At 60.8% G+C, this 14,573-nt stretch carries 13 protein-coding genes; 3 read left to right on the forward strand and 10 right to left on the reverse strand.

Annotation, left to right across the window (positions count from 1 at the left end; genetic code table 11):
- Window positions 1-6 precede the first annotated feature (6 nt).
- Window positions 7-537: a winged helix DNA-binding protein gene (locus AC1DF8_RS11670; protein ID WP_113145328.1), complete on the forward strand. Its 531-nt coding sequence runs from the start codon at window positions 7-9 to the stop codon at window positions 535-537.
- Window positions 538-659: 122 nt separating this feature from the next.
- On the opposite strand, the gene AC1DF8_RS11675 is transcribed toward AC1DF8_RS11670, so the two are convergent.
- From AC1DF8_RS11675 to AC1DF8_RS11695, 5 genes are read right to left on the reverse strand one after another with little or no spacing between them, the layout of a single operon-like run.
- Window positions 660-2,174, reverse strand: coding sequence for an ABC transporter substrate-binding protein (locus AC1DF8_RS11675; RefSeq protein WP_478153649.1), 1,515 nt, complete (start codon window positions 2,172-2,174; stop codon window positions 660-662).
- 19 nt (window positions 2,175-2,193) lie between these two features.
- Window positions 2,194-3,903, reverse strand: a complete 1,710-nt coding sequence (locus tag AC1DF8_RS11680; RefSeq protein ID WP_478153651.1) for a dipeptide ABC transporter ATP-binding protein — start codon at window positions 3,901-3,903, stop codon at window positions 2,194-2,196.
- Window positions 3,900-4,751, reverse strand: coding sequence for an ABC transporter permease (locus AC1DF8_RS11685; RefSeq protein ID WP_478153653.1), 852 nt, complete (start codon window positions 4,749-4,751; stop codon window positions 3,900-3,902). The genes AC1DF8_RS11680 and AC1DF8_RS11685 overlap by 4 nt, the downstream gene beginning before the upstream one ends.
- A complete protein-coding gene (locus AC1DF8_RS11690) occupies window positions 4,748-5,686 on the reverse strand; it encodes an ABC transporter permease (RefSeq protein WP_112969131.1) in 939 nt (312 codons plus the stop codon). Before AC1DF8_RS11690 ends, AC1DF8_RS11685 begins: the two co-directional genes overlap by 4 nt.
- Window positions 5,687-5,737: 51 nt before the next feature.
- Window positions 5,738-6,628, reverse strand: a complete 891-nt coding sequence (locus AC1DF8_RS11695; RefSeq protein WP_112546326.1) for a proline iminopeptidase-family hydrolase — start codon at window positions 6,626-6,628, stop codon at window positions 5,738-5,740.
- A 121-nt stretch (window positions 6,629-6,749) separates the two neighbouring features.
- Here AC1DF8_RS11695 and AC1DF8_RS11700 point away from each other — a divergent pair, with 121 nt between their 5' ends.
- Together AC1DF8_RS11700 and AC1DF8_RS11705 are read left to right on the forward strand one after the other, a co-directional pair.
- On the forward strand, window positions 6,750-7,532 hold the full coding sequence (locus AC1DF8_RS11700; protein WP_112546327.1) for a helix-turn-helix transcriptional regulator: 783 nt from the start codon (window positions 6,750-6,752) through the stop codon (window positions 7,530-7,532).
- Window positions 7,533-7,598: 66 nt separating this feature from the next.
- Window positions 7,599-8,501 (forward strand): proline iminopeptidase-family hydrolase, encoded by a 903-nt coding sequence (locus AC1DF8_RS11705; RefSeq protein ID WP_478153656.1) that lies wholly within the window; start codon window positions 7,599-7,601, stop codon window positions 8,499-8,501.
- A gap of 36 nt (window positions 8,502-8,537) precedes the next feature.
- On the opposite strand, the gene AC1DF8_RS11710 is transcribed toward AC1DF8_RS11705, so the two are convergent.
- From AC1DF8_RS11710 to AC1DF8_RS11730, 5 genes are read right to left on the reverse strand one after another with little or no spacing between them, the layout of a single operon-like run.
- On the reverse strand, window positions 8,538-9,449 hold the full coding sequence (locus AC1DF8_RS11710; protein WP_478153658.1) for an ABC transporter permease: 912 nt from the start codon (window positions 9,447-9,449) through the stop codon (window positions 8,538-8,540).
- On the reverse strand, window positions 9,446-10,546 hold the full coding sequence (locus tag AC1DF8_RS11715; RefSeq protein ID WP_112546330.1) for an ABC transporter permease: 1,101 nt from the start codon (window positions 10,544-10,546) through the stop codon (window positions 9,446-9,448). The genes AC1DF8_RS11710 and AC1DF8_RS11715 overlap by 4 nt, the downstream gene beginning before the upstream one ends.
- Window positions 10,543-12,066 (reverse strand): ABC transporter ATP-binding protein, encoded by a 1,524-nt coding sequence (locus AC1DF8_RS11720; protein WP_478153660.1) that lies wholly within the window; start codon window positions 12,064-12,066, stop codon window positions 10,543-10,545. The genes AC1DF8_RS11715 and AC1DF8_RS11720 overlap by 4 nt, the downstream gene beginning before the upstream one ends.
- A 3-nt stretch (window positions 12,067-12,069) precedes the next feature.
- Window positions 12,070-13,170 (reverse strand): BMP family ABC transporter substrate-binding protein, encoded by a 1,101-nt coding sequence (locus AC1DF8_RS11725; protein WP_478153662.1) that lies wholly within the window; start codon window positions 13,168-13,170, stop codon window positions 12,070-12,072.
- Between the two features lie 23 nt (window positions 13,171-13,193).
- On the reverse strand, window positions 13,194-14,573 hold the full coding sequence (locus AC1DF8_RS11730) for an amidohydrolase (RefSeq protein ID WP_478153664.1): 1,380 nt from the start codon (window positions 14,571-14,573) through the stop codon (window positions 13,194-13,196).

A 14,573-nucleotide genomic window follows, 5' to 3' on the forward strand; every position in this document is an offset into this window, starting at 1 on the left:
CGTTCAATGGAAAAATCGAAAGAACAAAAGGCGCCCCGCGATCTGATCGTCTCGTCGGCTCATCTGGCACTCGGCAGCTCGCCGGCTCTTTCGGAGCTCGAATACGGATCGGTCCTCTTTTCTCACGCGTTTAATCGCTGGATGGTGCGCTGCATGGCTGCCGCCGGGGTGCCCAGTCTGTCGCCCGTCGAGATCCTCATCATTCACTCGGTTCGCCATCGCGGCCGGCCGAAGACGTTGTCCGACCTCTGCCTCGTGCTCGATATCGAAGACACTCATGTCGCCAACTACGCGGTAAAAAAGCTTGATGCGGCCGGCCTCGTCAAAACCGGAAAATCCGGCAAGGAAAAAGTCATCCAGGTCACCGACAAAGGCCTGGAGGCGCTGACGCGATATTCGGAAATCCGCGAGCGGCTTCTGGTCGAGGCGACGAAAGTGTCGGGACTATCGCAGGAGGATTTGTCCGGTATCGCCTCCCACCTGAGAGCGCTCTCGGGCTATTACGAGCAGGCGGCAAGATCAGCGGCGACCTTATGATCGAAACCGCCGAAAGCGGAGGCGCCGCCATTCTCCCGGCTCTCTAACGGGGCCGGATATCCGCTCCCTTGTGAAAAGCGTGCTTCGCCTTGAAAGGCGGAGCACGCTAGCAAGGTCGGGGCTTAGTTCTTGACCGTGTCTTCCAGGAAGAAGCGGCCGAGCGGGTTCTGGTAGAAGTTATCGATGTTCTTGCGTGCGACGTTGATGTAGGGGCTGTAGTAGAGATCGATCCAGTTGACGTCGTCCTTGGCGGTCTTCTGCAGATCGATATACATCTGCTCGCGCTTTTTCGGATCGAGTTCCAGGCGGGCCTTGGCGACCAGCTCCTTCACGACATCGTTCTTGTAGTTCGTCATGTAGTTGTTGTTGGAATCGTGGCCGAGCACGAAGGTCGTCTTCTGGTCCGGGTCGAGAATGTCGTTGGTCCAGTAGTTGACCGAGATATCGTAATCGCCGGCAACCGTCATGTCCCATTCCTGGCTCGGGTCGACCTTCTGGAGGTTAGCAGTGATGCCGGCCTTGGCGAGCTGCTGTTGCACCAGTACGGCGGTCTGCTCGTCCACCTCGTCACCGGCGCGGATCAGGTAGTTCAGTGTCAGGTTGGTGACGCCGGCGTCGGCCAGCATCTTCTTGGCCTTTTCTGGGTCATAGGGGCGCTGCAGATTGTCGGCGTAATGATAGAGCGCGCCCTTCGGAACGTAGGAATTGGCGACCGTGCCCTGGCCGAAGGTGACGGCATCGACGATTGCCTTCTTGTCGATTGCGATGTCGAGCGCCTGGCGTACTTCCTTCTTGGCGAGATCGCCATGGGCATGGTTGATCAGCAGATGGTCCTCACGGGTCGAAGGATCGGCCAATACGTTGAGGTTGGCGTCCTTCTTCAACTCCTCGACGCGCGAAAAGGGCACGAAGATCGCCGCGTCGAGCTGGCCTGCCTGTACGTTCAGCATGCGGGTATTGTCGTCAGGCACCGAGATCCACTCGACGCCGTCGAGCTTTACCCGGTCTGCCTGCCAGAAATTCGGGTTCTTCTTAAGGATGATGCGGTCGCCGCGGCGCCATTCCTCTACGGTGAAGGCGCCTGACGAAATGGGCTTTTCAGCGTAGGCGTCGGCCCCCATGGATTCGATGCCGGCCTTGGAAATGACGGATGCATTCGGCAGTGCCAGCGTCGACAGGAGGGGCGCGGAAGGGTTCTTGAGCTTGATCGTCAGCGTATGCGGATCGCTTGCGACGGCCGTGTCGATCACCTTATAGGAATCGCTCCAGAGCGAGCCTTGATCGTCGCGGATGCGCAGCAGGCTGAAGGCGGCATCTTCCGCCGTCAGCGGCGAGCCGTCGGAGAATTTCGCATCGCGGATCTTGAAGACATAGGTCAGTCCGTCGTCGGACGCCGTCCAGCTCTCTGCCAGGCCGGGCTCCAGCTTGGTGCCGGTCTTGTCGACGCGGATCAGCACGTCATAGACGTTGGAGAAGACCCAGTTGTCGATGTTCTGCGCCGTTTTGATCGGGTCGAATGTCGTCGAATCCTCGCGACGGCCGATGGTGAGCACACCGGCGGCTTCGGCATAGGATGCACTGAGCGTCAGGCCCGCAAGAAGCGCTGCAAGCCCGATTGATTTCCATCTGGTGATCATGCGTTCGTTCCCTTCGTTGTTATGGCATGCGTTTGACGGGTAGTGCCGGCATCGATTGCAGCTCGTCTTCCAGGCTGGCGCTGCTCAGAAGCGGCTTGTCCGGATCGATATCGGGAATGGCGGCGATCAGCGCCGCGGTATAGGGATGTTTCGGCCGCGCAAAGACCTCTTTCGAGAGGCCTTCTTCGACGATCTCGCCACGATACATGACGACCACGCGTTCGCAGAGATTGCGCACGATCGCCAGATCATGGGCGATGAACATCAGCGTCAGGTTCATTCTTGCGGTTAGTTCGCGGAAAAGCGCGATGATCTGTGCCTGGATCGTGACGTCGAGGGCCGCAACACATTCGTCAGCAATGATGAGCTTCGGATCGACAGCGAGCGCCCGGGCAATCCCGGCGCGCTGGCACTGACCACCGCTCATGCTGCGGGGTTTGCGATTTGCAAACTCTCGCTCCAGCCCGACAAGATCGAGTAATTCGCCGATCCTCTCCGGAATGGCCGATGCCGGCACCTTGCCCTGCACCTTCAGCACCTCGGCAAGCATCTGCCCGATCGTGAGGCGCGGATTGAGTGCGTTATAAGGGTCCTGAAAGACCATGGCCGTCTCGCGCCGCAGCTTTGCGAGACCGGCGGCCCGCTGCTGCGCGAGATCGATCCCTCCGAAGGACACATGGCCTGAGGAGATCGGCGTCAGCCCTAGCACGGCGCGTGCGAGTGTGCTCTTGCCGCTGCCGGATTCGCCGACGATGCCTATGGTTTCGCCCGGCATGACCTGCAGGCTGACACCGGAAACGGCGCTTACCGTATTGGCACTGCTCTTGAACAGGCTGCCACCAACCTTGAAACGCACATGCAGGTCGTCGATCTCGAGAAGCGGCTTGGTCGATGCTGCCGAAGACGCGAGCAGCGGCTCCGGCATTTGCGCCTCGTCCGGCATGGAGGGATGGCTGTTGATCAGATTGATGGTGTAGGCGTCCTGCGGCCGGGAGAGGATCGTCCGTTTCGGCCCCTGTTCAAGCAGCTTGCCGTTGCGCATGACGGCGATGCGGTCGCAGGTCTGGGCGACGATGCCGAGATCGTGGGTGATGAGGATGATCGACAGGCCGCGCTTTTCTCGGATCTCCAGCAAGAGTTTCAGGATCTGCGCCTGGATCGTCACGTCGAGTGCCGTCGTCGGCTCGTCGGCGATCAGGATCTTCGGGTCGCAGGAGAGCGCCACGCCGATCATGGCGCGCTGGCGCATGCCGCCGGAAAACTCGTGCGGATAACTGTCATATTGGCGAACGGGATCGGGAAAGCCAACCTGCGTCAGGATCTCGATCGCCGCCGCTCGTGTTTCCTTGGCGCCGAGCCCTTGATGATAGCGGATGCCCTCGGAAATCTGGTCGCCAATGCGCATGACCGGATCGAGGTGGCTCGTCGGGTTCTGGAAGATCATGCCGATCTCGCTGCCCCGAACTTCCAGCATCTCGGCTTCGCTTGCCGTCGTCAGATCACGCCCTTCGAGCAGGACGGCGCCGCCCTCGATCTTGATCAGAGAGGAGGGCAGCAGCCGGACGAGCGAGCGGCAGAGCAGGCTCTTTCCCGAGCCGCTCTCACCAACCAGGCCGAGGATTTCGCCCTTGGCGAGATCAAGCGAAACATGGTCGATCAGCGTCCGCGCGCCGCTATCGAGATGAACCCTGACTGTCAGGTCACGGACGGAAAGGACCGAAGCGCTCATTCGTGAACTCCGAGAAGTTCGCCGAGCGCATCACCCAGCATGCTGAAGCCGAAGGCGAGGCAGACGATGGATAGGCCTGGGAAAAGCGTGATCCACCATGCCGTTGTGATGAAGCTCTGCCCTTCCGCGACCATGACGCCCCACTCGGCGAGCGGCGGCTGCACACCGAGGCCGAGATAGCTGACGGCCGCGCCGCTGAGCAGCACCAGTGTGGCATCAGACATGGAAAAGACGATGGAGCCGGCAATGGCGTTCGGCAGAAGGTGGCGGAACATGATCCTGAAACGGCTGAAGCCGAGGCTGACGGCTGCGACCGCGTAGTCACTGCTTTTCAGGACCAGCATCTGGGCGCGGATGAGGCGTGCATAGGAGACCCAGCCGACCAGCGCCATGGCAACGTAGAAACTGCTGAGGCCCGGGCCGAGAATGGCGATGATCGACAGCATCAAGACAAGAAACGGGAAGGCGAGAATGATATCGACGAGGCGCATGAAAACCGCATCGACGATGCCGCCGAAGAAGCCGGCGATGGTGCCGACCGTCGTGCCGATCAGGAACGGGAAGATGACACCGATGACGGCGATCTGCAGGTCGATGCGGGCACCCCATATGACGCGCGAAAGTATGTCGCGGCCGAAATTGTCTGTGCCGAAGAGATGGGCGAAGGAGGGCGGCTGTAGCCGCACATCGGCATTCTGCAGGATCGGATCATACGGTGCGACCAATGGAGCGGCGATCGCCAGAAGCAGGAAGAACAGGAGAATGCCGGCGCCGACGACGAGTGTCAGCCGGCGGCCGAGGAAACGGCGCCAGGCGACCGGAGATGGAGCGAAGGCCTCGACGCTCATAGCTTCACCCTCGGATCGACAGCGACGGTGACGATATCGGCAATGAAATTGACGAGCACGGTGGCGCAGGCAAATGTCATCGCTACACCCTGAACGACCATATAGTCGCGCGAGAAAATGGCGCGCACCAGCAATTGCCCCATACCGGGAAGAGCAAAGACGCTTTCCACGACGACGGTGCCGCCGATCAGCCAGCCAATGTTGACGGCCAGAAGATTGATTGTCGGTACCAGCGAATTCGGCAGGACGTGGCGCCAGAAGACGACACTCTCAGGCATGCCGCGGGCGCGAGCGGCTGTCGCTACATCCGATTTCAGGGATTCGATCATCGCGGAGCGCAGGCTGCGGGTCAGCACCGTCGAGAGCGACAACGCAACGGTCAACGCCGGCAGGATGAGATGAGAGAGCTTGTCGGTAAATGTCGTGCCGTAGCCGGAGACGGGCAGGACGCCGAGTTCGACGCTGAAAAAAATGATCAGCATCAGGCCGAGCCAGAAAGGCGGAAAGCCGATCCCGAATGTGGAGATGACGCGTACTGCATGATCAGGCGCGCGGCCAGCGTTGCGAGCTGCAATCGCCGACATCGGCACGGCGATCAGGATCGACAGGATGACGCTTGTCAGTACCAGCGCGATCGTCGGCTCGATGCGCGTGGCGATCAGCGGAAATACGTCGATCTTGTAGAGGATCGACTTGCCCATCTCGCCATTCGCGAGGTTCTTGAGGAAGTAAAAGTATTGCAGCCACATGGGCTGATCGAGGCCGTATTGGGCGCGGATATTGGCAAGAGCCGTCGGTGTTGCCCGCGTGCCGAGAATGTTGCGGGCGGGATCGCCGGGGATCAATCGCACCAGGATGAAGGTGATGACGCTGATGCCGAAGATAACGGGCAGAAACTGGACCGGCCGGGTCAGTATGAATTTATAGCGATGCATGGCGGCGCTCGCCCCCTTGTCTCCGGCGGGTTCCGATCACCTGATCTTGCATCAGCTTGCCCTGTGCCGCGATAGAAAATCGACCAGTGCGGGATAATAGTCGTGCGGGTTTTCGTAGAACGGCATGTGGCTGGCGTTTGCGAAAACCTTGAGTTCGGCATTTGGCAACGCAAGCTTCATGCGCAGCGCGCAGGCCGGCGTCAACTCGTCATGTTCGCCCGTCGTAATCAATACCGGCGCCTTCACCCGCGGCAGGTCGGGAATACGGTTCCAGTCCTTCAGATTGCCGATATAGAGAAATTCGTTCGGCCCCTGCATGGTCTCATAGGGACCCATGTTCCAGTCATCCAATGAGCGGCGCACCGGCGCCGGCCAATCCGGCAGGCGGCAGACGTGGCGATAGTTCAGGATGGTCACGGCCGCGAGATATTCGGGATGATTGTAGGTTCCCTGCGCCTCATGCTTCTGCATCATCGCCACCGTCTCAGGCCCGAGGGCGGCCCGGAGCCGCTCCAGCTCCAAGATCAGATGCGGCATATCGGCGACGGTATCTTCGAGGATCAGCGTCTGCAGGTTTTCCGGATAGGTCAGTGCATAGTCGATCGCGAGCCAGCCGCCCCAGGAGTGGCCGAGCATATGGACTTTACCGAGACCCAGCGCCTTTCGCACCGTCTCGGTTTCTTCGACATAGCGGCCGATGGTCCAGAGCGATGCGTCGGTCGGCCGGTCGGAGGCGCCGGTGCCGAGCTGGTCGAAGGCGACAACGCGGTAACCCTTGTCGATGAGACAGGAATGAGCCTCGCGCAGATAGTCGCAGGGCAGACCCGGGCCGCCGTTCAGGCAGAAAACAGTCTCGCTGCCGGTTCCGAAGCTGTAGGCAATCACCTTGTAGCCGTCGACTTCAATCTCATGTCGCGCCTCAGGCTCGATTTCACGCCACATTCACCGCTCCGGCAGAAGATTTCGCTTGCTCAATAATTGGGCATGGCTAAATTTTTATCCGAAACGACGCTCTTCGCCAGCTATAAGAAGTGATAGGGTGGGGAACCACCGGGAGTCCGCCATGCTTGACGAAATCGGAACGATCAGACGGCAGTTCTCAGCCCATCAGACGCTGGACGGGCGTATCGATCAGGTTTTCGCGGCAATGAAAGAGATCGGTTTCGAGGCCCTGATCTACGACTACACGCCGGTGCCTTATGACATCGACGGAGGGATCATGATTCCGTCGATGTTAAAGCTGCGCAATATCTCCGAAGATATGCGCGAATACTGGTTCGACCGCGGCTATTTCCGCATCGATCCGGTGCAACAGGTGGCCTTGCGCACCTCGGCGCCCTTCTTCTGGAACTATGACAGGGACGCCGACACTCTGATCAACCGCTTCATGAGTGACGACACGGCGCCGGTGACGCGTTTCCTCAACGAGCGCGACATGTCGACGGGCGTGACGGTTCCCGTCCATATGCCGCGCGGCGATTATGCGACTGTGACCGGCATCCGTTTCGGCGTTGACAGCGATTTCGAGCACCACGCACTACGTTATATCGCCGATTTCAATCTGCTGGCCCATGTCTTCCATGAGGCCGCCTATTCGCTTTTCGATGCTGAGGCGCTGCGGGTCGGCAAGGTCCGTTTGACAGAGCGGGAGCGGGAATGCCTGCGCCATTCGGCAGAGGGACTTTCGGCCAAGGAAATTTCGCGCATCATCAATCGTTCCGTGCCGACGGTCGTCATGCATCTCAATGCGGCGGCCAAGAAGCTCGGCGCCCGCAACCGCACGCAGGCAGTGGTGCGCGCCACCCATTACCGGCTGCTGGAAGACCGCCCATCCTATAACTTCTAATAGCTGCCTTCGGCTTTTCGGCCACGTTATGCTTTTCCATCATTGCGCTAGAGGATGGAGATATAAGTGGCCGCAGTTTCGACGAAGGAAGGTTTTCTGCCGTTTCGCGAATATCAGACCTGGTATCGCATCACCGGTTCGCTCGATTCCGGCATGTTGCCGCTTGTCGTTGCCCATGGCGGCCCCGGCTGCACGCATGATTATGTCGATTCCTTCAAGGGTATTGCGGAGCTCGATGGCCGCGCTGTCATCCACTACGATCAGCTTGGCAACGGCAATTCCACGCGACTAACCGACAAGGGACCGGATTTCTGGACGCCGGCGCTCTTCCTCGAAGAACTCGATGCGCTTCTGAAACATCTCGGCATTCAGGATCGGTATGCCTTCCTCGGCCAGTCCTGGGGCGGCATGCTCGGTGCCGAACATGCGGTGCGCCGGCCAAAGGGCCTGAAGGCGCTCGTCATCGCCAATTCGCCGGCCAACATGCATACCTGGGTGGCCGAAGCGAACCGCTTGCGTCGAGAGCTGCCGCAGGCGGTGCAGGACACGCTTCTGAAACACGAGGAAGCCGGAACCATCACCGATCCGGACTATATTGCCGCGTCGCGCGTCTTTTATGACCGGCATGTCTGCCGGGTTTCTCCCTGGCCGCCGGAAGTCGCGCGCACTTTTGCGATCATGGACGAGGACAATACCGTCTACCGCAACATGAACGGTCCGACTGAATTTCACGTCATCGGCACGATGAAGGACTGGACGATCGAAGATCGGTTGCCGCTCATCGAGGCGCCGACGCTTCTGATTTCTGGCAAATATGACGAGGCGACTCCGCTCGTCGTCAAACCCTATGTCGATCATGTGCAGGGTTGCGAATGGGTGCTCTTCGAGAATTCCAGCCACATGCCGCATGTCGAGGAACGCGAGCTTTGCCTGGACGTTGTTTCTGCCTTCCTTACAAGGCACGATTGATCGCGCCTGCGGCCGGCGCCGACGGCCGCACCTCCTCTACCGTTCGAACGGCTCGCCGAGCGAAGCGACGCCGTTTAGCTTCAACAGGCGGCGGTCCGCGGAGATGATGCCGAGGACGACGATCGTTACCATATAGGGCAGGCACGCCAGCAACTGCGAGGGCACGTCGAGCCCAGTCGCCTGCGCGGCTAGCCCCATCAGCGATACGGCACCGAAGAGACACGCGCCGAGGAATATCCGGCCTGTCAGCCAGGTTCCGAAGACGACGAGCGCAATAGCGATCCAGCCGCGGCCGGCAATCATTCCATCCGCCCAGAGCGGCGTATAGATCGTTGACGCATAGGCGCCGGCAAAGCCCGCCATCATTCCGCCGAATGCCACGGCGGCGAAGCGGACGGCGATGACAGGGTAGCCGATCGCATGGGCTGCTTTCGGGTTTTCACCGACGGCGCGAATGACCAGTCCAACCTTCGCATAGGCGAAAGTCGCCCAGATCGCGACCGTCACCAGAAGCGAGAGCCAGACAACGATATCCTGTGTGAAGAGGCCGCCGACGACCGGGATATCGGAAAGGCCCGGAATTGTGATTTTCGGCAGCGCCTTGACTGTCAGGCTTTCATAGCTCTTGCCGAAGAGTGCCGACAGGCCCTGGCCGAGAATGCCGATCGCAAGCCCGGTCGCGACCTGGTTCGCGTTGAAGCCGAGGATGATGCCGGCAAAGATCAGTGACAGCAGACTGCCGCCGAGCCCGGCCGCGACAAATGCGAGGATGTGGCCGCCACCATGATAGACGATGATGAAGGCAATGACGGCGCCGAATGCCATCAATCCCTCGACGCCGAGATTGAGAACCCCGGCGCGTTCAACGACCAGTTCACCGAGGGCCGCCAGCAGAAAGGGTGTCGCAGCCGCCAGCATGCCGGCCAGGATGAACTCGATCGCATTCATGATGGGCTCCGGATGGCGGCGGGGGGCCAGGCAAGGCGATAGCGGACGAAGGCAACAGCAATCAGATAGATGAGCAGCAGACTGCCCTGGAAGACACGGACGGCAGCAATCGGCAGGTTGGCCGAGACCATGGCATTGTCGCCGCCGATGTAGAGTGCGGCCATGACGATAGAGGATATGACGATGCCGATCGGATGCAGGCCGCCGAGATAGGCGACGATGATTGCCGCATAGCCGTAGCCGGTCGAGATCGAGCGCTGCAACTGGCCGAGCGGGCCGGCGACTTCGGCTGAACCCGCCAGCCCAGCGGCTGCGCCACCGATCAGCAGCGACAGCCAGATTGCCCAGCTCTCTTTGAAACCGGCATAGCTTGCAGCGCGTGGCGCCAGTCCCCCGACTTGTAACCTGTAGCCGATGAAGCTCTTCTGCATGAAGATCCATGCTGCAACCGACAGGATACCGGCGAGGATGAGCGAGACGTTGACGCGCGTTCCTTCAAACAGGATCGGGACCATGGCGTCATACTGGAACATCACCGACTGCGGGAAGTTGAAGCCATTCGGATCCTTCCAGGGGCCGAGCAGCAGATAATTGAGAAGCTGCGCGGCGACGAAACTCAGCATCAGCGAGACCAGGATTTCGTTGGCATTGAGCCGGACGCGCCAGAAGGCAGTTAGCGATGCCCAGAGCGCGCCGCCGATCATGCCGAGCAGCAGCATTGCCGGCCAGATCCACTGGCCGGTGGCGTCCGGCCACCAGATCGGAATGGCAGAGGCAAAGATCGCTCCCAGCACGAATTGCCCCTCGGCGCCGATATTGAAGACTTTGGCGCGAAAGCCGATCGCAAGCCCCTGCGCGATGAGCAGCAGCGGCCCGGTCTTCAGGAGCACCTCCGAAAACGACGCCCAGGAATAGAAGGGCTCGATCAGCATCGCATAGATGACTGCGGCCGGGTCACGCCCCATGACGACATAAAGGCCGAGATTGAGGATGATCGTGACGGCGAGCGCGATCGGCGGGGCGAGCAGCGTAGCGGCAAGCGAGGCGCGTTCCCGGCGGACAAGGGTTGGCAAGGCGGCAAACACGGGTCTGCTCATGCAATCGCTTTCTCGCGCTGTGACTGGGCGCCGATCATGTATCGGCCGATGTCCTCGGGCTTCGTATCGCGTGTGACGAGCGGCGGGCTCAGCGTGCCGTGGTGAAGGACCTGGATGAAGTCGCTGAGCTCGAACAATTCTTCGAGCTCCTCGGAAATGACGAGGATTGCCATGCCTTCGTTGCGCAGCGAGATAAGCCGCTTGCGGATTGCCGAGGCAGCACCGATATCGACGCCCCAGGTAGGTTGGGCGAGGAAGAGCAGCTTCGGCGCCAGCATGATTTCGCGCCCGACGATGAACTTCTGCAAGTTGCCGCCGGAGAGCGAGCCGGCCTCTGCCTCGGGACCGCGCGTGCGTACGTCGTAGTCACGGATGCATTCGTTGGTGAACGCGGTCGCCTGTGCCTTGTCGAGCAGGCCGCGTTTGACGAGACTGAGGGGATGGGCGGTTAGCAGGCTATTGAGGGTGAGCGACATTTCGGGGACCGCGCCACGGCCGAGCCGATCCTCCGGCACGAAGGCAAATCCGAGCTGCCGGCGGGCTGCCGGCTCGAGCATGCCGACATCCTTGCCCATCATGAAGATCTGGTCGCGTTGGTGGCGCGGCACGGTCGTTTCGCCGGAGATCAGCGCGGCGAGCTCGCTTTGGCCGTTGCCGGAAATCCCGGCAATGCCGAGGATTTCTCCGGCGCGGACGACAAGGCTGATCTGGGAGAGCGGCACGGCAAAGGGATCATCCGGCCTGTAATCGAGCCCTATCAGTTCCAGCCGCTTCTCGCCTTCGTCAAGCGGCAGCGCCGGCATGGGTTCCGGCATGTCACGGCCGATCATCATACGGGCAAGGTCATGGGCATCATGCTCGCGCGGATCGACATGACCGGTCACGCGTCCGCCGCGCAGGATCGTCGCGCGGTCGCAGAGCGACTGGATTTCTTCCAGCTTGTGGGAAATGAAAAGGATGGAAACGCCGCCGTCGCGCAGCCGGCGCAGGGTCTCGAAAAGCTTCTCCACGGCCTGCGGCGGCAGGACCGATGTTGGCTCGTCGAGGATCAGCAGCTTCGGATTGGTCATCAGGCAGCGGATGATTTCCACGCGTTGTCGCTCGCCGACCGAAAGCGAGTGCACATGGGCGAGCGGATCGACCTCCAGGCCGAATTCGTGTCCGAGCTTGCGGATACGCTCCGCAAGTTCGGCTTTGTTGCCGGCGACGATCAGGCGGATATTCTCGACGACCGTCAGGCTCTCGAACAGCGAGAAATGCTGAAAGACCATGCCGATGCCGGCACGCCTTGCCTCTGCGGGAGAGGCAAGGCTGAGGTTCTGCCCGTTCCAGGCAACAGTTCCGCTGTCCGGCTGCTCGACGCCATAGATCAGCTTCATCAGAGTCGATTTGCCGGCCCCGTTTTCTCCGAGGATGGCATGGATCGAGCGGGGAGCGACGTCAAGGTCGATCTGCTGGTTGGCATGGACCTGGCCGTAGCTCTTGGAAATACCGCGTAGCGACAGGAGCGGGCTTTCCATGGCTTATTTCGGCAACGGCGTCTTGACACCCTTGACGTGCCAATCCATCGCGACGATCTGCGCGTCCGTCAGCGTGGCGCCAGAGGCGACACCCTCACTGTCATCCGCCTTGGCGATTGGGCCCGTAAACGGCGAGAAGCTGCCGCTGGCGATCTTGGCCTCGATTTCCTTGATCTTGCTCATCGTGTCGGCTGGGATGGCCGGGTTCCAGTCGACAACCTCGACCACCTTGTCGGCAACGCCGAGGAAGGCGTTGGCGCCCTTGAAGGTGCCGGCGAGATGAGCATCGACGGACGCCTTGAAGAAGGGCGACCAGTCAGTGGCGACGCAGCCGAGATAGGTCTTCTCGGCATATTTCTTCATCGAGGAGTTCAGATTGAAGGCATAGATACCGGCTTCCTCGCAGGCGGAGATGACCGAAGGCGTATCCTGCGCATTCGAGAAGATGACGTCGCAACCCTGCGAGATCAGAGCCTTGGCGGCTTCCTGCTCCTTGGCCGGATCGAACCAGGAGTTGACCCAGACGACGGAGACTTCGATGTCGGGTTTGACGGCCTGCGCGCCGAGCGTGAAGGCATTGATCGAGGTGATCAGTTCGGGAATGGCAAAGGCCGAAACCGAGCCGAGCTTGCCGGTCTTGGAGACGGCCGCCGCCGCCATTCCGAGCAGATAGGTGCCCTGGAAATATTTGGCAGCGAAGGGCGAGAAGTTCGGCGCGACCTGGAAGCCCGAGGCATGCAGGACGGTGACCTTTGGATTGCGGCGGGCGATCTGCAGTGCACCGTTCTGATAGCCGAAGGAGCCGGCGATCAGGAAATGGTTTCCGTCTGCGACCGTCTTGTTCATGATGCGATCGGCATCCGGGCCCTCGGCGATGTTTTCGATGATCGTGACCTTCACCTTGTCGCCATAGGCGGCCTTGATCGGATCGATGCCGGCGGCAAGCGCGTGACCCCAGCCGACATCGCCGATCGGCGAGGGTACGACGAGAGCGATGCCGAGCGGTTCGTCGGCAGCAAATGCAAAGCGGCCGGCAAAGGCCGTGGCAAGGCCAGCAGCCGCGGCGCTCTTCATCAGCGTTCTGCGGGTCAGATTGTTGGACATGTCAGTTCCCCTCTTTTGGTTGTTCAGAATTCCACAGCCGCGAGCGCCGCTTCGGCGTCCGCGAAAAGCTTGAATTCGTCGAGACCGGTGAATTCACCTGCCTGCCAGACGATGCGCCCGTTGATCATGGTGAGGTCAGTCGGCATGCCGATCCCGACCTTGGCAATCAGGCTCAGCGGGTCGTGCCGCGTGCCGACATAGTCCATCCGCCGTGTATCGATCGCGAAAAGGTCTGCTGCCATGCCCGGCGCGAGACGTCCGATATCGCGGCGGCCGAGCAGGCTTGCGCCGCCCGTCGTTGCGTAACCAAGGAAATCGACCGGCGGCGGAACAGGGTGAGCGCGTGTCGATGCCGACAGGCATTGCAGCATATAGGCGGAGTGGATGCAGTGCATGAGGTTGGAATTGTCGTTCGAGGCAGCGCCGTCGCAGCCAAGCCCGACGCGCAGGTCGAAGGCCGACATGGCCGGAATATCCGTCACCTCTGCGCCGACAAGGTAGACCGGTTCCGGGCAATGGGAGACGCCGGTGCCGCTTGCCGCCATCTTTCGGAGTTCGTCATGCGTCAGTTCCCAGCAGTGAGCATAGAAGGTGTCGGGACCTGCAAAGCCGAGTTCAGTGCAGTAATCGACCGTACGCATGCCGTGCCGTGCCTCGATGACAGGGCTTTCGCCTTCGCCGACATGGGTGTGCAAAAACACGCCGCGGTCACGGGCAAGTGCCACCGATTCAACGAAGGTCTCGCGATAGCAGTTGACCGGCTGGCAGGGCGCAACGACCACCTGCCGCATGCTGAAGGGACCGGCATCGTGGTAGCTGTCGATCAGCCGGGCGCAATCGGCTATGAATTCATCCGTCGTTTCCAGCATGGCATCCGGGATCRTCGATCCCTCGGATTTCGGCAGCGTATTGCCGCCGCGGCCTGCATGGAAACGCATGCCGAGAAGCTCGGCCGCCTCGAACTGCCGGTCGATCAGGCGCTTTCCGGCGTGCCGAGGAAAGCAATATTGGTGGTCGAAAGCCGTCGTGCAGCCATGCTTGATCATCTCGGCCATGGCGGTGACCGAGGAATGGTAGAAGCAATCCTCGTTCAGCCGCGAGAAGATCGGGTAGATGCGGTCCAGCCACTCGATGACCGACAGTTTCGTCCAGTCGAGATCGGCCCGGTTGCGTACGAAGCACTGAAAGAAATGGTGATGCGTGTTGACGAGGCCGGGATAAACGAACCAGCCGGCGGCATCCTGGACGATCGTGCCTGATGGCAGGGGCTCCTGTGACAGGTTCGTGCCAATTGCCTGGATCGCCGGACCATTGGTCAGCACGTCCACGTTCCGGCGCACGCTTGGTCCGTTGCCCTCACTGACGATGACTGCTGCGCAATTTTTCAGGAGGTAGCCGGCCAT

It is taken from the genome of Rhizobium sp. 05N49 (genome assembly GCF_056396805.1).

What these genes read in the sequence shown, in the direction of transcription:
- AC1DF8_RS11670 (WP_113145328.1), top strand. Translation starts at nt 7, where the DNA reads ATGGAAAAATCGAAAGAACAAAAGGCGCCCCGCGATCTGATCGTCTCG.
- AC1DF8_RS11675 (WP_478153649.1), bottom strand. Translation starts at nt 2,174, where the DNA reads ATGATCACCAGATGGAAATCAATCGGGCTTGCAGCGCTTCTTGCGGGC.
- AC1DF8_RS11680 (WP_478153651.1), bottom strand. Translation starts at nt 3,903, where the DNA reads ATGAGCGCTTCGGTCCTTTCCGTCCGTGACCTGACAGTCAGGGTTCAT.
- AC1DF8_RS11685 (WP_478153653.1), bottom strand. Translation starts at nt 4,751, where the DNA reads ATGAGCGTCGAGGCCTTCGCTCCATCTCCGGTCGCCTGGCGCCGTTTC.
- AC1DF8_RS11690 (WP_112969131.1), bottom strand. Translation starts at nt 5,686, where the DNA reads ATGCATCGCTATAAATTCATACTGACCCGGCCGGTCCAGTTTCTGCCC.
- AC1DF8_RS11695 (WP_112546326.1), bottom strand. Translation starts at nt 6,628, where the DNA reads ATGTGGCGTGAAATCGAGCCTGAGGCGCGACATGAGATTGAAGTCGAC.
- AC1DF8_RS11700 (WP_112546327.1), top strand. Translation starts at nt 6,750, where the DNA reads ATGCTTGACGAAATCGGAACGATCAGACGGCAGTTCTCAGCCCATCAG.
- AC1DF8_RS11710 (WP_478153658.1), bottom strand. Translation starts at nt 9,449, where the DNA reads ATGAATGCGATCGAGTTCATCCTGGCCGGCATGCTGGCGGCTGCGACA.
- AC1DF8_RS11715 (WP_112546330.1), bottom strand. Translation starts at nt 10,546, where the DNA reads ATGAGCAGACCCGTGTTTGCCGCCTTGCCAACCCTTGTCCGCCGGGAA.
- AC1DF8_RS11720 (WP_478153660.1), bottom strand. Translation starts at nt 12,066, where the DNA reads ATGGAAAGCCCGCTCCTGTCGCTACGCGGTATTTCCAAGAGCTACGGC.
- AC1DF8_RS11725 (WP_478153662.1), bottom strand. Translation starts at nt 13,170, where the DNA reads ATGTCCAACAATCTGACCCGCAGAACGCTGATGAAGAGCGCCGCGGCT.